The sequence below is a fragment of the Halogranum roseipondis genome (assembly GCF_059695585.1).
In genome coordinates, this window is sequence record NZ_CM185235.1 from 3,494,416 (window position 1) to 3,512,014 (window position 17,599).

Here is a 17,599-nt window from a genome sequence, read left to right on the forward strand (position 1 = left end):
ATGGCTGACACACCTGATACGGAGACGCCGCTCGACGGACGGGTCGCGTTCATCACCGGGACGAGTCGCGGCATCGGCAAGGCGCTCGCGCTTCGCCTCGCCGACGCCGGTGCGAAGGTCGTCTCGACCGGCAAGAGCGTCGAACCGCACGAGAAGTTACCCGGTACCATCGTCGAGACGACCGAGACGATCCGCGAACGCGGCGGTGAGTCCATCTACACCGAACTCGACGTCCGAGACGAGTCGAGCGTCCAACGCGCTATCGACGAGACGGTCGACGAGTGGGGGCAGTTGGATATCGTCGTCAACAACGCCGGAGCGATCCACCTCGCGCCGTTCGAGGAGACGCCGCCGAATCGGTTCGACCTCCTGATGGACGTCAACGCCCGTGGCGCGTACACGACGACGCACGCTGCACTGCCGCATCTCCGCGAGAGCGACCACGCCCACGTGGTGACGATGTCGCCGCCGCTCGGGATGGAGGCCGCCCCCGGCAAGGCGGCCTACGCGCTCTCGAAACTCGGGATGACGTTCGTCGCCAACTCGCTGGCGGAGGAACTCGCCGGCGACGAAATCGGTGTCAACAGCCTGTGGCCCGTCGCGGCCATCGAGACCGAGGCGACCCGACACTTCGACCTCGGTCGACCCGAAGACTGGCGGACGCCGGAAGTCGTCTGCGACGCGACGATGGAGATTCTGACCCGTGACCCGGCCGAGTGTACGGGCAACCAGTTCTACGACGAGGACCTGCTCCGGGATGCCGGCGTCGAGGACTTCTCGCAGTACGCCGTCGTCGAGGGGACCGACCCCGGGCCGACGTCGGCGTGGCTGTTCGACCCGGAGTACGAACGACCGGAGTAGACCGGAGAACCGCCGCTCCTCTTCCGAATCAGTCGACGACCAGTTCGATCGGGTAGTCGGTCAGGTTCTCGTAGCCGTCCTCCGTGACGACGACGAGGTCCTCGATGCGGACGCCACCGACGTCGGGGTCGTACAGACCCGGTTCGATGGTGATGACGTGACCGGCTTTCAGTTCCTCGCCGTTCGTGCTCACGTGCGGCAGTTCGTGGACGTCGAGACCGACGCCGTGACCGGTGCTGTGGATGTAGCCCGTCTCGGTCGTCGGCTCGTCGCGGAGCGTCGGCAGCCCGGCCTCCTGGTAGACGTCGCAGGCAGCGTCGTGGACGTCCTCGCCGGTCACGCCGGGTTCGACCGCCGCGAGCGCGGCGTCGAGCGCCTCGTGGGTGAGGTCGTACCACTCGCGCACCGTCTCGCTGGGTTCGCCCTTACAGAACGTTCGGGTCATGTCGGCGTGATACTTCGTCGCCTTGTTCCGCGGGAAGATGTCGACGATGATGGGCTCTCCGGCGGCGAGTGGACCGCTCCCGCGGTCGTGCGGGTCGGCGGCGTCGGCACCGCAGGCGACGATGGTCTCGTCGAGCGCACAGCCCTCGCGGAGCAGCGTGACCTCGATCTCCTCCTTGACGCGCTCGCTCGTCAGCGGTTCTTCCTCGTGGTGGAGGACGCCGTCTACGACGTCGGCGTCGGCGACGAGCGCTTCGGCGGCCTGCATCGCTCTCTCGTTCGCCTTCTGTGCCTCGCGGACGTGTTCGATCTCCTCGTCCTGCTTGACGGCGCGGATCGTGGTGACGACGTCCTCGGTCTCGGCCTCGACGGCGACGCCGAGGTCACGGAGTTCGTCCGCCGACCCGAGCGGGAACCGCCGCGGGGTGACGACCGACTCGACGCCGTATTCCTCTAAGAACTCCGCACGGGCGCGCGCCGCCGCCTCGTAGCGGCCGTACTCCTGCATCTTCTCGCGCATGTCGAAGTCGGAGCCACGCCGAACCTCGTCGGCGCGGGCCTCCTTCTTGGCGCGGCCGTACTCCAGCCCCGAGACGAGGAGGTACGTCCCGTCGGGCGTGTAGAGCGTGAAGAACGGGTCTGGTGCGTCGAAGCCGGAGACGTAACGTTGCGTGGAGTCGTCGCTGGCGGCGTCGACGAGATAGCCGTCGGCGTCGACCTCGTCGAGATAGTCGTCGAGTGCAGAGAAGTCCGGTTGCATGGTTCGACGTGGCACGCCGAGTGCGTAAATCGGTTGCTGTCCGTCGGTCGCGTGAGCGGTTCACCGGCGTCGCGTCCGGCAGACTCACCGCCTCCGGTAGCCTGATACGGGTACACAGTGACACGCGGGTATGGACATCGAACTCTCACAGTCTCGCGTTCGCGGACGCGCACGCGCACCGCCCTCGAAGAGTTACACGCACCGAGCGATCCTCGCCGCCGGCTACAGCGCCGGTGCCCTCGTCTACGACCCACTGGACAGCGCCGACACGAAGGCGACGATGCGAGCGGTCGAGGCGTTCGGCGGTGACGTCGACCGCGACGCGACGGAGGACCGACTGGACGTTACCGGGTTCGACGGTCGCCCCGCGGTGCCCGCGGACGTCGTCGACTGCGCCAACAGCGGGACGACGATGCGACTGGTCACCGCCTGCGCCGCGCTCGCCGACGGGATCACGGTCCTCACTGGCGACTCCTCGCTGCGGTCGCGTCCGCAGGGACCGCTGCTCGACGCCATCGACGACCTCGGCGGTCGTGCCGAGAGCACGAGAGACAACGGTCAGGCACCGCTCGCCATCAGAGGTCCCATCTCGGGCGGATCAGTCTCGATCCCCGGCGACGTCTCCTCGCAGTACATCTCCGCACTCCTGATGGCCGGTGCCATCACCGAGGAGGGGATCGATGTCGAACTCGAGACCGAACTCAAATCCGCCCCGTACGTCGACATCACCCTCGAGGTGCTCGAGGCGTTCGGCGTCGACGCCGAGCAGACCGACAACGGGTTCTCGGTCACCGGCGGTCAGTCGTACGAACCGACGGACGGCGAGTACCACGTCCCCGGCGACTTCTCGTCGATGTCGTATCTCCTCGCCGCCGGTGCCGTCGCCGCCGAAGAAGGAAAGGAGGTCGTGGTCGCGGGCGCGTACCCGAGCGCGCAGGGCGACAGCGCCATCGTCGACGTGCTCGAGCGGATGGGTGCGGACGTCGAGTGGAACCGGGACGACGGCTACATCACGGTCCACAAGTCCGACCTCTCGGGCGTCGAAGTCGACGTCGGCGACACGCCGGATCTCCTGCCGACCATCGCCACGCTCGGTGCCGTCGCTGACGGCGACACTCGAATCGTCAACTGCGAACACGTCCGGTACAAGGAGACCGACCGCGTGAGCGCGATGGCCGAAGAACTCGGGACGCTCGGTGCCGCGGTCACGGAAGAGGAGGACGTACTGACGATCCACGGCGACGAGTCGGAACTGGAAGGGGCCACCGTCGACGGCCACGGCGACCATCGCATCGTCATGTCGCTGGCCGTCGCCGCGCTCGTCGCCGACGGGACGACCACCGTCGCCGGCGGCGAGCACGTCGACGTGTCGTTTCCGGAGTTCTTCGACGTACTCTACGACCTCGGGGCCGACGTCCGACGTACGTAGAGCGGTTCACTCTTCGCTCTCCTCCTCTCCCCTTCCCCTTCTCTTCTCATTTCTTCTCTTCTCACCTCTTCTCTTCCGTCGGGGACGGCCCTCTGCTTGCGTCTTCTGCAAACGCTAAATGCCCGGAACCCACACCCACGGGTAATGAACGGAAATCGCTTCGGTCGACTGTTTCAGGTCACCACCTACGGAGAGAGCCACGGCGAGGCGATGGGCGTCACGGTCAGCGGCTGTCCCGCCGGGCTGGAACTGAACGAGGAAGACATCCAGCGCGACCTCGACCGCCGGAAACCCGGGCAGTCGATGATCACGACCTCCCGCGGCGAACCCGACGAGGTCACCATCAACTCCGGCGTCCAGGACGGCTACACCACCGGCACGCCCATCGGGATGGTCATCCAGAACAAGGACGCCCGCTCCGGCAAGTACGAACCCTACGTCACCGCGCCGCGACCGAGCCACGGCGACTTCACCTACTCCGCGAAGTTCGGGACGCGCAACTGGGGCGGCGGTGGGCGCTCCTCGGCGCGCGAGACGGTCAACTGGGTCGCCGCCGGCGCGATCGCCAAGAAGATCCTCGCCGAACACGACGTCGAGATCAAAGCGCACGTCAACCAGATCGGCGATATCGAAGCGCCCGAGGTGACGTGGGAAGAGCTCCTCGAACACTCCGAGGAGAACGACGTCCGCTGTGCCCACCCCGAGACGGCCGAGGAGATGCTCGACCGTATCGACGAGTACCAGACGGAGGGCGACTCCATCGGCGGCAGCATCTACTTCGAGGCTCGCGGCGTCCCGCGCGGACTCGGCGCACCGCGCTTCGACTCCTTCTCGGCCCGCCTCGGCCAGGCGCTGATGGCTGTCCCGGCGGCGACGGCGTTCGAGTTCGGGCTCGGCAAGGAGGCCCGCGAGTGGACCGGCCACGACCGCAACGAGGACTGGGAGTTCGACGACGATGGTGAGCCGGTTCCGGTCGGCAACACCCACGGCGGGATTCAGGGCGGCATCACCACTGGGCAGCCGATCTACGGCGAGCTGACGCTCCACGCACCGACGTCGATCCCGAAGAAACAGACGACGGTCGACTGGGAGACGGGCGAGGAGAAGGAGATCCAGGTCGTCGGCCGCCACGACCCGGTGCTGCCGCCCCGCGGCGTCCCGGTCGTCGAGTCGATGATCCAACTCACTGTTCTGGACTTTATGCTCCTCGGCGGGCACATCAACCCCGACCGGATGGACGGGAAGGTCGGCGAGTACCTGACGGACTACCACCCGCGAAGTCCGGACAACGTGGAAGAGTAAGTCAGGTCAGCTTTCGTTTGAGACCGACGACCCCGAGGAGGGCGACGCCGAGACCGGCGTATAACTCCTGGGTCCAACTCAGCCCGGGAACGACGCCGGTCTCGTCTGCACCAGTCTGTATCGACTCGTTCTGATACTCGTAGTTGTCGGTGCGCCACGGTGCCTTCACGGGTTCGTACGACTCGTTCCAGACGGTAGTGTCCTCACCCGCCTGTCCGACGAACTCGACTTGGTCCATCGCGCCGTCGGATCGCGAGAGGTTCTCCGTGTAGAGTCGCGCCTCTCCCGCGACCTTCGCTCCGCGCTGGTCGAGCAGTTCGACGGTGATAGTTCGGTTCTCACCGGGGGGAAGCGTCGCGTCGTAGAAGCTCCCGTCTGTACCCTCGGTGAAGACCATGAGCTTCGTCCCGTACGCCTGGATGCTCGGATTGGAGACGGAGACTTTCGCGACTGCGGAGGGCTCTCCGTCGATCGTGCCGTCTGTGACTTCGACGTTGGTGATGTGGGGTTTGGGAATCGACTCGGTGGTCGAACTGTTTATCTCTCTGGTGAAGTTGTACTGCGTGTAATCACCGTACGTCGAGACTGTCACTGTGTGATTGTCGCGTGTGACGTCGAGGTGGGGTGTGACGTTGAAGGTCCAGTTGCGCGTCTCTCTGTACGAGAGGTTAAACGTCGAATCATACAACTTTCGCCCGTCAACAGACACATGTATGCTGGTTAGATCCGTTCTTTTCTTCGAATTTGACAAAGAGATTGACAGGGATTCATTATGGACTAGACTAACTGGATATGTGGACCCGGATGAAGAGTTCAATGTCCGATCCTGAGGAGAATCGCTCGTAGTGTTTGACAACCCGAGAGCTGGGGGTCCCTCAGATGTCGGATGTGCAACTACTGGGGCCGCAAATTGTGAAACGACTAATAAACAGCAAATCGTCGCAAATACACTACTCCATCTGACACGAATCATGCTGAAATCTCTCCGCAAGACGTGTGTCCTCGGTTCTGAATATTACATCCTGTATCGCTATCTGATCTATGCTGTGAGATGATCTCCCAACGCGTTTCTAGTCCATCTCCAGTATGTATTTCCTCGTATGTACTTTGACCTGTACTCACAAATTCTCCAGTCTCCGGGTTAAGCATCCGTTCAACAAGCGTACCTTGCACACGAGCCCGCGTTTCGAGCACGTTACTCTCATCTTGGTAGGTATCTGATATTACTTTCGACTGTCCTACATTCTTAGTCAATATCCAGTCGTAACTGACAGAGGAATCGGTGATTCGATAATCAGGGTCTCTCGACCGACGGTAAGCGTCCATTCGGCCATTGACTGTACCAACACGCTTCCAACCGTATTGCGGGGGTTCGACTTGGACTTGGCGAGTCGCTTCGTATACTCTATATGTCTGTTCGTGCGTCTCGGTAAATCGATATTTGTACTGCGTTTCGTACTCTGGCGGTTCGATCTGGATCAGTCGACTCTTTCCTGTATTTGTATGGCTATAGTGGTGAGGATTGTAACTCCAATACGTATCTGTCTCCGTAACGGTATACGTGTATCTCTCGGTAACTGGAACACGATAGCTCTCGGTTACCGTCACTGTGTAGGGTCGTTCGTACTTGAAGCAGCCATACCGAGAACATTTCCTCACAGTTCGGGTTCGCGTCTCCTCAACGGTTCTGGTTCGAGTTTCCCAGTCGGTTCGGGTTCCTGTCTTCGTAATCTCTCGTGTGTATTCGTACTGGTGTTGGCGTCTATAGTCAGCATCGTCGACCATCTTTTCACGAGTCTCCCCAGTAAACTCGCCACGGCCAGACCGATCGCTTCGCCACTCAGTCTCGGTCGAAGTCCAAGTGTCCGTGGCTCTTCTCGAACCACCAGTAGTCCACTCCGAGGACTGTTGGACGAACTGCCGTCGAACACTCGCGCTGTAGAACTGCTTACTCTCAGTTTCGTACTGTGCATCTCGAACTTTAACCCGTTGCTGTAGAACGTGCTCTGTCCCCGTTTGGACCCGTTCTTCGAGTGTGTACCCTCTTCGGAACAAGCGGTTTCGTGTCTCTTCGGATCCAACTCGTCGCCGGTCGGTCTGCTGTTGGTCGAGTACGTAGCGTAGGTTGTTTACTTCGAGATCTCGCCGAACAGGTGTCGCGTTCGTCAGTACCGTCACTGAAGGGACCGATGTGGAGGTTCTGATTCGGTCGGGATTCTCTCTGTTGAACACACTAACTGTTATATTAGATGGTTCTCGTAACTCTGAAGCAGGGACTCTAATAGTTCCCTTCCAGTAACGGATATCTGTCGGATTTCCAGGTCTATTTTCGCCGGCTCGAGTCCAACCATTTACGTGATAGTCTATTCCAGAGATATCAGTACCCAAATCAACCTCGTATGTGTTTTTGCTAAACCGATACGGTTCTGTCTTCACTACGAATTCAATCGTTTCGTTTGGACCATACGGACCTTCCTGTATCGCACTAACCTCACCTATTTCGGGGACATAGTACTGATGATAAGAATGGTTTCGAGAGGAATGATATCCATCTTGGTCATAAACTTCTACCTTGGCTCTCTGAAGCGAATCAAATTTTGCAGTAGTGTTATCTGAGGTAATGGGTTCTGCACCTTGAGACCAGACGTAGTTGAGTCGTGTTCCATCTGGGTCAAAGGAAGAACTTGCGTCAACAATAATGCCCCACTCTGCCTTCTGTTTAGGTGTACCGCTCTGGATTACATTTAGACGAATTTCAGGAGGACTATTCTGAACTGTAAACTTGTTATCCATTTCGTTTATATTTGTGCCATCATGAAATAGTGTGAGCTCCATAGAGTACAATTCTGGCTCATTAGCACTCCAATAACTCACGATCTTAAGTACGCCATCTGATTGATCGTAATCTCGGCGTTTACTATACTCTGGAGAATCTACGCGGTTTATTACAGAGCCGATCTCGGGATTAACATCTGTCGATACATTCTCCGGGTCAACCCCATTCAGATCGATCTTCACCACGTGCTTCGCGACGTACCGCTCGGGATCGATCCGTTCGTGGTACGAGTCGACCGGCGTGTTGACGAATCCGGATTCGACGATCTCCGGCGTTCCCGTCGGAGAGAGTTCTCTCGAGACCGTCACAGTCTGGCCACGTTGGTCCGTCGCAGTGACCGTAAGCGTCCGCTCCGTCCCCGCCTCGATCCGTTTCGCGAACGAGACGCGTCGCTCACTGGACAGTCGCTTGCCCGTGTCGACGAGGTTGCGCGGCCATCGGGCGAGTCGGTCACCGTCCAGTTCGACCTCGACTGACTGGAGGTTGTCGTAGCCGTCCGTCGCGAGTGCGTCGCCCGACAACCGACCCGACGTGACGAGGTTCTCTATCGAGACCGTCGGCTCCGGGTCGGCGGTGACGTCCGTCTCTCCGCCCGTGAATCGGGCGACGTCGCGCGAGCCGTCGGTGTAGTCGACGATCGCGAACAGTCTGTGGTCTCCCGGCGTCCATCGAATGGAGGTCGATCGACCGGTGGCGACCGTTCCCTGTTCCGTCCGCCACGTGACCGACCGAACGGCGGACGAGGGGGCAGCTCGCAGTCGATACGTCGCCGAGAGCGGACGTTCGCCGGTCACGAGTCGAGCCCCGTCGACGGTCGGCGAATGTCGGCTGGCGAGAGGAGACGTCGACCCGGAGTCCGGCGAATCGAGCGACACCGATTCGACCGCCAGTCGGTGGTTGGTAGAGTCGTTCAGCCCGTCCGTATCGTAGACAGTCGCAGAGACGGTGTGAGACCCGGTTGTCCCGAACGTCTGGGAGAGCGACGCCGACGACTGATCGCTCGTCAACGAGCGGTTGGCGACGCGGACGCCGTCGACCTGCCACTCGATCCGGTCGAGCGGTGCGGCACCGCGGTCGAGCGACGCAGTGTACGTCACTTCCGAACCGGCAGTCGGCGTCTCCGGACCCGAGATACGCACGGCCGGACCCGCTCCGCGAACGACAGTGACGTACATCGTGTCCGTTCTTGATGCACCGTCGTCGTCGGTGACAGTCAGCGTCACCTCGTATCGGCCTCGGTCTGTTGCAGCGAAGTCAGTGCGCGGAACCGACTCGTCTCTCGGAGTGACCGTGCGACCGTCGGGAGTGGTGATCGACCACTCGTATCGAACGATCTCTCCATCCGGATCACGAGAACCTGTTCCGTCGAGTAACACTTCTGAACCACGTTTCACGGTCTGGTCGAGCCCCGCATCCGGGAGCGGCGGCTCGTCTACCGAACCGACCACTCCAGCGGGGACCAACGTCGTAACCACCAGGAGGGCGGCGATCACTGGATAGATCTTCATCCTCGTTCGGAGGAGGTTAATCTCCTTTCGGTTTTTAAAACTAATGAAATATATGATAGGTCAAAAAGCTGTTGTGACAGTCGCCCTTTGTCTCTCGCGACGACGCATCTACCGCTCACTCCAAACCGAGGGGTTGAGCGAGCGCGGAGAATCGTTCATAAAGATTTATTCGGCAGAAAAGGGAATTCGAATCTATCGGTTATCGCTGCAGATGGTTCGAGACTCCTAGATTCATCATTATCGTTTCTTGCTAATCCATAGCAAAGTCTTTAGTCTGACCCTCGTAACAATCGGACACTGTGGCCCGACACGGCGGGCCGTGACATCAAATATGACTGAAGACGAACTCATCTGGCGAATCGCAGGGGGATCCGGTGACGGGATCGCCTCGACGAGCCAGAACTTCGCGAAGGCCCTGATGCGAGCGGGGCTCCACGTGTTCACCCATCGACACTACCCCTCGCGCATCCGCGGCGGTCACACGTACACCGAGGTACGTGTCTCCGCCGACGAAGTAAAGTCACGCGGCGACGGCTACAACTTCCTCCTCGCGCTCGGCGACTCGTTCGCTCGGAACCCGCAGGAGAACGCCTACTACGGCAACGAGGAGATCAAGCCGTTGTCGGAGAACCTCGACGAACTCCGCGAGGGCGGAGTCATCATCTACGACTCGGGTCTGCTCGACGCGAGCGAGATCGAGGACTTCGACGAGCGGGTCGAAGAGAACGACTGGCACGTCTACGACATCGACCTCCGCAGTATGGCTCGTGACCACGGTCGCGAGGTCATGCGGAACACGGCCGGTGTCGGTGTGACGTGTGCACTCACCGGCATCAAGCTCGAGTGGATCGAGGAGCTGATGAGCAGCGCCATGCCGGAGAAGATCCTCGAACCCAACATCGAGATCCTCAACGAAGCGTACGAGATGGTCCAAGAGGAGTACGACGTCGACGCACACGACGTCAAGGTTCCCTCCGGCGAGCACGACGAGGAGCAGGTGCTCCTCTCGGGCTCCGACGCCATCGCCTACGGCGCACTCGACGAAGGCTGCCGCTTCATCGCGGGCTACCCGATGACCCCGTGGACGGAAGTCTTCACCATCATGTCGCAGAACCTCCCCGAGGTCGGCGGCATCTCCGAGCAGGTCGAAGACGAGATCGCGGCGGCGGCGCTCGCGATCGGTGCGAGCCACGCCGGCGCGAAGGCCATGTCCGGGTCGTCCGGCGGCGGGTTCGCACTGATGGGCGAACCGCTCGGCCTCGCCGAGATGACGGAGACCCCCGTCGTCCTCGTCGAAGCCATGCGTGCAGGGCCGTCGACGGGGATGCCGACGAAGCCCGAGCAGTCCGACCTGGAGCACGTCATGTACACCTCGCAAGGCGACTCCCAGCGCATCGTCTTCGCGCCCGGGACAGCCGCCGAGGCGTACAAGCAGACGCGAAAGGCGTTTCAGATCGCCTACGAGTACCAGATCCCGTCGATCATCCTCTACGACCAGAAGCTCGGCGGCGAGCTCGCGAACGTTCCGCCAGCGTCTTCGACGAGGAGCCGAACCCGTCGCTGGGTTCGACCCTGACGGAGGCGGAGCTCGAGGACGCGCCCCACAGCGACACAGGCAAGTACAAACGCTTCCAGCACGACGTCGAAGATGGCGTCAGCCCGCGTTCCATCCCCGGCCAGAAGGGTGGGCGCTTCCTCGCGACGGGCAACGAACACAACCCCGAAGGGCACATCTCGGAGTCTCCCGAGAACCGCGTCGCCCAGTTGAACCGTCGCGTCCAGAAGAAGGAGGCCATCCGCGCCGAACTCGATTCGGCGAGCAAGGAAGACAGCCACCAGACCTACTACGGTCCGGAAGACGCCGACTACGGGCTCATCACCTTCGGTAGCCAGCAGGGTACCGTCGAAGAGGCCGTCGACGTCCTCAACGAGAACGGTCACTCGGTCAAGGCGCTCGGCGTCTCCGACGTGATGCCGTTCGCAGAGGAGGAGGTCGCGGAGTTCATCGAGAGCGTCGACGAGGCGCTCGTCGTCGAGATGACTGCGTCGGCCCAGTTCCGCGGTCTGATGCAGAAGGAGCTCGGACTGTACGGCGAGAAGCTGTCCAGTCTCCTGAAGTACAACGGAAACCCCTTCGAGCCGGCAGAGGTCGTCGAAGGGTTCGAAGTCAACATCATCGAGGGCGGCGAACTCGACCACAACCGGACGAAGTTCGTCCCCGCGGCAGGTGACTAAACATGAGTGCATTCAGCGCAATCGGTGAAGAACGCGAGATCGACCGCGAGGAGTTCACGCCGGGCCTCGAACCGCAGCCGACGTGGTGTCCGGGCTGTGGTGACTTCGGTGTCCTGAAGGCACTGAAACAGGCCCTCCCCGAAGTCGGCCGCACGCCCGACGAGACGATGCTCGTCACGGGTATCGGCTGCTCGGGGAAGCTCAACAGCTACCTCGACAGCTACGGGTTCCACACCATCCACGGCCGCTCGCTGCCCGTCGCTCGGGCCGCGAAGCTCGCCAACCCCGGCCTCGAAGTGATCGCGGCCGGCGGTGACGGCGACGGCTACGGCATCGGTGGGAACCACTTCATGCACACGGCTCGTGAGAACCACGACATGACCTACATCGTGTTCAACAACGAGATCTTCGGCCTCACGAAGGGCCAGACCTCGCCGACGAGCCCGAAGGGTCACAAGTCGAAGACCCAGCCGCACGGCAGCGCCAAGGAGCCGCTCCGCCCGCTGTCGATGTCGCTGAACTCGGGTGCCTCGTACGTCGCCCGGACGGCGGCCGTCAACCCGAACCAGGCCAAGGAGATCCTCATCGAGGCGATGAACCACGACGGGTTCGCCCACGTGGACTTCCTGACGCAGTGTCCGACCTGGAACAAGGACGCCCGCCAGTACGTCCCGTACATCGACGTGCAGGACTCCGACGACTACGACTTCGACATCCACGACCGTCGCGAGGCGGCCGAGATGATGCACGAGACCGAGGACGCGCTCCACGAGGGCAAAGTCCTCACCGGTCGGTTCTACGTCGACGAGGACCGCCCGTCCTACCAGCAGGAGAAACAGCGCATCGGCGAGATGCCCGAAGAGCCGCTCGCAGAGCGTTACTTCGACGAGGACTACGAGTGGGAACGCTCGTACGACATGTTCCTCGACAAGCACAAGTAACGCCGTCTCGCGTCTTCGGCGTGCTTTCTTTATTGTACGACCGCACAGCCGCTGCGCTCGCCGTCGGAGACCGGTTCGTGCGCCCCTTTCTCGAGGTGGACAACAGGTTTCCGGTTCGCAAGGTATTTTTTCTGGCAACAGAAACTGGTTCGTATGAGCTCCGTCTCCACCGAGGACCGCATCCTCGCCGCCCTCGAAGCGGATGCGCAGGCCTCCTACGCCGACATCGCCGAGAGTGCGGGGGTGTCCAAGCCGACGGTCCGCAAGTACATCAACAAACTCGAAGACGACGGCGTCATCGTCGGCTACTCCGCCGACGTCGACCCGAAGAAACTCTCCGGACAGTCGATCGCCCTCGTCGGTATCGACGTCGAGAGCGAGCGCTACGTCGAGGCGACACGCGCACTGAAGGGTCTCGACGCCGTCGAGACGCTCTACACCTCCTCGGGGGACCACATGCTGATGGCCGAGGTGCGCGCCTCCGACGGCGACGCTCTCGGCGACGTCATCAGCGACGACATCCTCTCGATCGACGGCGTCACCGCCGCCCACCCGTCGTTCCTGCAGGAACGACTGAAGTGAACTGACGTGACGTCGCTCCGAGCGTTCACTTTCACTCCGCACCCCGAACTTTCAGCATCCCCGCCCTCCCAGAGACAGACGATGAGCGGAGAGACGCTACCCGGCACGCCCGACGCCGAGGAGCGACGCATCGTCCTCCACGTCGACATGGACTGTTTCTACGCCTCCTGTGAGCGACTCCGAGAACCCGACCTGGCGGGCGAACCCCTCGTCGTGGGGATGGGCTACGACGACGGGGAGACGCACGGTGCGGTCGCCACCGCGAGCTACGAGGCACGGGAGTTCGGCGTCGAGAGCGCCCAGCCCATCTCGAAAGCGCTCGAACTGCTCCCCCCACGCGACGAGGACGAGGAGCGGCTCGACGGCGACGACACCGACGGGGGTTACTACCGACCCGTCGATCTGGAGTTCTACGAGGGGATCGCCGATCAGGTCAGAGAGGTGCTGCACGACTGTGCGGACGTCGTCCGCGAAGTGAGCATCGACGAGGCGTACCTCGACGTGACGGGCCGGACGTCGTGGCAGCCCGTCGACGGCGACGACCGGACGCTCGCCGAGGGGTTCGCCCGCCACGTCCGAGATCGGATCGACCGCGAGGTCGGCGTCCCGGCGAGCGTCGGCGTCGCCCCCAACATGAGCACCGCCAAGGTCGCCAGCGACTACGACAAGCCCGACGGGCTCGTCGTCGTCGAACCCGGCGAAGTCCAGCAGTTTCTCGCACCGCTGCCGGTCGAGTCGGTCCACGGCGTCGGCCCCGTGACCGCACGCGAACTGGGCGAGTTGGGGATCGAGACGGCGGGCGACCTCGCGGCCGCCGACCCGACGGTGCTCCGGAACCGGTTCGGCGAACGCGGCCGGGAGCTGTACGACAGGGCCCGGGGGTACGACGACCGGGAGGTGACGCCGACTGGCCGCCCCAAGAGCCTCTCGCGGGAGTCGGCGTTCGTCGAGGCGACGGCCGAGACCGACGCGAAACGCGAGAAGGTTCGTGCGCTGGCTGCCGACGTCGCCGATCGGGCCCGACGGCGCGGGGCGATGTACCGAACCATCGGTATCAAGGCCGTCACGCCCCCGTTCGACGTCAACACCCGCGCTCGGTCGCTCTCCGGGCCGGTCGACGACCCGGAACTCGTCGAGTCGGTTGCACTCGAACTCCTCGCGGAGTTCGCCGACACCGAGGTTCGGAAACTGGGCGTCCGCGTCTCGAAGCTTAGTTTCGCGGCCGAAGAGCAGGCGAGTCTCGACGGCTGGGAAGGGTCGAAGACGGCGCAGACGTCCGAGAGAGACGCCGACCGGTCGGACGACGGGACCGAGGTGACCGAGACGACAGACGACCTCCGGCGGTGGCTCGACGCCGACACCGACGTCGACGAACACGACGACACGGCGGCGGCCGATTCGGGTCCCGGACGACAGCGGAACGGACAGGCGTCGTTGGGTGAGTTCGAATGAGCGATGGAATTTTTTACTGGTGGTTACAGGACGCAACTGTGAACAGACGGTCCCTGCTCGTCCTCCTCGGCGGCGCGGCAGTCGGGTGGACGGGTGCGACGGTCGTCGACGGTGACGACGCCCCTCCCTCCGCCGATCGTGGTAGTAGTGAGAACGCGACGGCGACCCCTCGGTCGACCGAGGCGACCACGCAGTCGCCGACGACGAGCGACCCGACTCCGACGGCGACCGACCGGCCCACGTCGACGCCGACGCCCGAGCCCACGCCCACCGCGACGGCGTCGCCGACGCCGACGGCCGAACCGACCGCGACGACGGCTCCCGACCTCCAGCGCAACCTCGACGTCCACTCCCGGGGGTTCGACGACGACGACGCCTACCGGGTGCTGTACAGCGTTCGCAACGAGAACGACGTCGCCGTCTCGGTGACGTTCGAGGCGACAGTACGGCTACAGAACGGGCGACGACTCCGGAGCGAGCGGACGGCGACCGTCGAACCGGGACAGGCGGCGACCGACGAGTTCGTCTTCGACGAGTACGCCTCGTCGCCGTCGGGTTATCAGTTCCGGCTCCGCCGAACCGTCGAAGCGTGAGCCGTCGCGGGCCGACAGCAGGAGTTATGGGGCCACGGTCGGAGTTGCCACCAACCGAATGACAGACGAGGAAACTATCACCGTCGCGGAGGTGAGCGACGGACCCGGTGGCGACGGCGACGACCCGACCGGCACGCCCGTCTCGCTTCCAGTCGTCGAGATTCTCACCGGCCGTGGGTTCATCACCGGCAAGTCGGGAGGCGGAAAGTCTAACACGGCGAGCGTCGTCATCGAGAACCTGCTCGACTCGCAGTTCCCGGTGCTCATCGTCGACACCGACGGCGAGTACTACGGGCTGAAAGAGCAGTACGAGATCCTCCACGCGGGCGCGGACGACGAGTGTGACATCCAGGTCAGCCCCGAACACGCAGAGAAGATCGCGAACCTCGCGCTCGAACAGAACGTCCCGATCATCCTCGACGTCTCGGGCTACCTCGACGAGGCCGACGCCGAGGAGATGCTGCTGCAGGTCTCCCGACAGCTATTCGCCAAGGAGAAGAAACTGAAGAAGCCGTTCCTGATGCTCGTCGAGGAGTGCCACGAGTACATCCCCGAGAAGGGCGGGATGGGCGAGGCCGGCAAGATGCTCATCAAGATCGCCAAACGCGGCCGGAAACACGGCCTCGGAATCGTCGGCATCAGCCAGCGTCCGGCTGACGTCAAGAAGGACTACATCACGCAGTGCGACTGGCTGGTGTGGCACCGCCTGACCTGGCGCAACGACACCAAAGTCGTCGGACGGATCCTCGGTAGCGAGTACGCCGACGCCATCGAGGACATGGGCAACGGCGAGGCGTTCCTGATGACCGACTGGAGCGAGTCGCTCCGACGCGTCCAGTTCCACCGCAAGCAGACGTTCGACGCGGGCGCGACGCCCGGACTCGACGACTTCGAGCGTCCCGAACTGAAGTCAGTCAGCGGCGACCTCGTCTCCGAACTGCGTGACATCTCCGACGAGAAGGCGCGTCGGGAGAGCGAGATCGCCGACCTCCGACAGGAGGTAGAGGAGAAGGAGGCCACTATCCGCCAACTCAGACGCGAACTCGAGGAGGCACAGGACATGAGCCGCATGGCCGACACGTTCGCGCAGGCGATGCTGCAGCGCGCGGAGGCACCGTACCGGGGCGGCGACGGACGGAACCTGAACCGGCCGGAGCACCAGCGCGGACTGGACGACTACGAGGCGAACGCCGAAGACGGGCAGGGCGCGACGGACGGACGACCAGCGAGAGACGGACGCGACAGCACAGAGACGCGAGCGGCCGAGACGGCTGCGGACGGCGAGCTCGAAGACCACGAGGAACCTGACGGTCGTGGCTACCCCGGCTTCGAAGGCCAGGGGCACGAGGAGACGACTACCCCGGAGAAGGCGGAGACAGACGAGACGGCTGACGACGGGCCGGTTCGCGACCAGCGGGACGTCGTCAGAGAGTTCACGAGCGTCATCGAGTCGCTCGACCCGGTCTCGCGGGGGATGCTCCGTCACTACCGCGAGCAACGCGTCAGCGACCCGGTCGACGCCCACGTCGCCGCCGGCGGCACCGGCGACAGCCAGCGTGCGTACGGCCGAAACCGACCGCTCCGACAACACGGGTTCGTCGACCACGCCGGGCGGGGACAGTACGCCTACGCACTTCCGGAACTCGTCCGCGAGGAGTACGCCGACAGACTCGACGCCGACGAGTTCGGCGAGACGGTCGACGCGATCGAGGCAGCGTTCCTCGCCGCAGACGACTCGACGGCGAGTGACGTCGGCGACGTCGGCGACGTCGGCGACGTCGGCGATGTACGCGACGGCGACGGTGGCGTGACCGACGGCAACGACAGCGACGACGACCCGACGCCGTGGCCCGAACGCTGAGCTGACGGTCGTATCGGCGTCGACGGCGCGTCGAAAACGAGATATCGCGATGTTCCGTGTTACAGCCCGGAGACGAGGTCTTCGAGCGCCGCCTTCGGGTCGTCGGCCTTGGCGACGCCGCTGGCCAGCAGGATACCCGTCGCACCGAGATCCTGCGCCGCGACGACGTCCTCGCCGGTCGAGACGCCCGCCCCACAGAAGACGTCGACGTTCTCGTCGACGGCGGCGGCCGCGTCGACCGCGTCTTCGACGATCCCCGGATCTGCGGTCGACACGGAGACGTCGCCACCGATGAGCTCCGGCGGTTCGACGGCGACGGCGTCCGGCGAGAGCGCCGCCGCGGCGCCGACCTGGGTCGGATTGTTGGCGCAGACGATCGTCTCGAGGTCGGCCCGGTCGGCCGCGTCGAGCGACGCGTCGATGTCGGCGAGCTTCATCCGCTTCTCGGAGTGGTTGAGGAGCGTCCCCACCGCGCCTGCGTCGGCGACGGCCTCGGCGAGCGTGCTTCCGGTGTGGCTCCCGTGCTCGTTGGGCGAGACGTGCTGGGCCCACGTCTCGACGCCGGTGTCGGCCACCGGCGAGAGCTGCGCCGCCTGCGGGGAGACGGCGATTCGGACGTCGGCCTCGTCGGCGACGTCGCGTGCGGCGGTCGCGACCTCGATCGGGTCACAGGGGTACGCCTTCAGGTTCACCAAGATGAACATACCGAGGGATTCGACTGCGGCGGTAAATAGCTTGATTTACCCGCAGGCTCCGTGTGCGGACCTCGCGTTCACGAGTCGGCGTCATCGGAGT

The 17,599-nt window shown here is 63.4% G+C and carries 12 protein-coding genes and 1 pseudogene; 9 read left to right on the top strand and 4 right to left on the bottom strand.

Annotation, left to right across the window (positions count from 1 at the left end; all coding sequences use genetic code 11):
• Complete coding sequence (locus EOHIBHHM_RS18240; protein ID WP_497253124.1) at nt 1–861, top strand: SDR family oxidoreductase; 861 nt, start codon at nt 1–3, stop codon at nt 859–861.
• A gap of 28 nt (nt 862–889) precedes the next feature.
• Here EOHIBHHM_RS18240 and EOHIBHHM_RS18245 read toward each other — a convergent pair whose 3' ends face one another.
• Nucleotides 890–2,065: a M24 family metallopeptidase gene (locus EOHIBHHM_RS18245; RefSeq protein ID WP_497253126.1), complete on the bottom strand. Its 1,176-nt coding sequence runs from the start codon at nt 2,063–2,065 to the stop codon at nt 890–892.
• A 130-nt stretch (nt 2,066–2,195) separates the two neighbouring features.
• Between EOHIBHHM_RS18245 and aroA the strand changes: the two genes are divergently transcribed.
• A complete protein-coding gene (gene aroA / locus EOHIBHHM_RS18250) occupies nt 2,196–3,494 on the top strand; it encodes a 3-phosphoshikimate 1-carboxyvinyltransferase (protein WP_497253128.1) in 1,299 nt (432 codons plus the stop codon).
• Between the two features lie 144 nt (nt 3,495–3,638).
• A complete protein-coding gene (aroC, locus tag EOHIBHHM_RS18255; RefSeq protein WP_497253130.1) occupies nt 3,639–4,796 on the top strand; it encodes a chorismate synthase in 1,158 nt (385 codons plus the stop codon).
• Between the two features lies 1 nt (nt 4,797).
• Here the strand turns inward: aroC and EOHIBHHM_RS18260 are convergent, their stop codons facing one another.
• Complete coding sequence (locus EOHIBHHM_RS18260) at nt 4,798–5,388, bottom strand: hypothetical protein (RefSeq protein WP_497253132.1); 591 nt, start codon at nt 5,386–5,388, stop codon at nt 4,798–4,800.
• A gap of 377 nt (nt 5,389–5,765) precedes the next feature.
• Nucleotides 5,766–9,140, bottom strand: coding sequence for a PKD domain-containing protein (locus EOHIBHHM_RS18265; protein ID WP_497253134.1), 3,375 nt, complete (start codon nt 9,138–9,140; stop codon nt 5,766–5,768).
• Nucleotides 9,141–9,471: 331 nt separating this feature from the next.
• On the opposite strand from EOHIBHHM_RS18265, the pseudogene EOHIBHHM_RS18270 reads away from it, so the two are divergent.
• From EOHIBHHM_RS18270 to EOHIBHHM_RS18295, 6 genes and pseudogenes are all read left to right on the top strand, one after another.
• Nucleotides 9,472–11,375 (top strand): annotated as a pseudogene (locus EOHIBHHM_RS18270) (2-oxoacid:acceptor oxidoreductase subunit alpha).
• A gap of 2 nt (nt 11,376–11,377) precedes the next feature.
• Nucleotides 11,378–12,316, top strand: a complete 939-nt coding sequence (locus EOHIBHHM_RS18275; RefSeq protein ID WP_497253136.1) for a thiamine pyrophosphate-dependent enzyme — start codon at nt 11,378–11,380, stop codon at nt 12,314–12,316.
• Nucleotides 12,317–12,469: 153 nt separating this feature from the next.
• On the top strand, nt 12,470–12,898 hold the full coding sequence (gene lrpA1, locus EOHIBHHM_RS18280) for an HTH-type transcriptional regulator LrpA1 (protein WP_497253138.1): 429 nt from the start codon (nt 12,470–12,472) through the stop codon (nt 12,896–12,898).
• Between the two features lie 81 nt (nt 12,899–12,979).
• The gene (gene dinB / locus EOHIBHHM_RS18285; protein WP_497253140.1) at nt 12,980–14,350 is read left to right on the top strand and encodes a DNA polymerase IV; all 1,371 of its coding nucleotides are present in this window, start codon (nt 12,980–12,982) and stop codon (nt 14,348–14,350) included.
• A gap of 38 nt (nt 14,351–14,388) precedes the next feature.
• A complete protein-coding gene (locus tag EOHIBHHM_RS18290; RefSeq protein WP_497253142.1) occupies nt 14,389–14,943 on the top strand; it encodes a hypothetical protein in 555 nt (184 codons plus the stop codon).
• 58 nt (nt 14,944–15,001) lie between these two features.
• The gene (locus tag EOHIBHHM_RS18295; protein WP_497253144.1) at nt 15,002–16,804 is read left to right on the top strand and encodes a helicase HerA domain-containing protein; all 1,803 of its coding nucleotides are present in this window, start codon (nt 15,002–15,004) and stop codon (nt 16,802–16,804) included.
• Between the two features lie 59 nt (nt 16,805–16,863).
• On the opposite strand, the gene tpiA is transcribed toward EOHIBHHM_RS18295, so the two are convergent.
• Entirely contained in the window at nt 16,864–17,508 is a 645-nt protein-coding gene (gene tpiA, locus EOHIBHHM_RS18300; RefSeq protein WP_497253146.1) for a triose-phosphate isomerase, read from the bottom strand.
• Nucleotides 17,509–17,599 lie beyond the last annotated feature (91 nt).

What these genes read in the sequence shown, in the direction of transcription:
- EOHIBHHM_RS18240 (WP_497253124.1), top strand. Translation starts at nt 1, where the DNA reads ATGGCTGACACACCTGATACGGAGACGCCGCTCGACGGACGGGTCGCG.
- EOHIBHHM_RS18245 (WP_497253126.1), bottom strand. Translation starts at nt 2,065, where the DNA reads ATGCAACCGGACTTCTCTGCACTCGACGACTATCTCGACGAGGTCGAC.
- aroA (WP_497253128.1), top strand. Translation starts at nt 2,196, where the DNA reads ATGGACATCGAACTCTCACAGTCTCGCGTTCGCGGACGCGCACGCGCA.
- aroC (WP_497253130.1), top strand. Translation starts at nt 3,639, where the DNA reads ATGAACGGAAATCGCTTCGGTCGACTGTTTCAGGTCACCACCTACGGA.
- EOHIBHHM_RS18265 (WP_497253134.1), bottom strand. Translation starts at nt 9,140, where the DNA reads ATGAAGATCTATCCAGTGATCGCCGCCCTCCTGGTGGTTACGACGTTG.
- EOHIBHHM_RS18275 (WP_497253136.1), top strand. Translation starts at nt 11,378, where the DNA reads ATGAGTGCATTCAGCGCAATCGGTGAAGAACGCGAGATCGACCGCGAG.
- lrpA1 (WP_497253138.1), top strand. Translation starts at nt 12,470, where the DNA reads ATGAGCTCCGTCTCCACCGAGGACCGCATCCTCGCCGCCCTCGAAGCG.
- dinB (WP_497253140.1), top strand. Translation starts at nt 12,980, where the DNA reads ATGAGCGGAGAGACGCTACCCGGCACGCCCGACGCCGAGGAGCGACGC.
- EOHIBHHM_RS18295 (WP_497253144.1), top strand. Translation starts at nt 15,002, where the DNA reads ATGACAGACGAGGAAACTATCACCGTCGCGGAGGTGAGCGACGGACCC.
- tpiA (WP_497253146.1), bottom strand. Translation starts at nt 17,508, where the DNA reads ATGTTCATCTTGGTGAACCTGAAGGCGTACCCCTGTGACCCGATCGAG.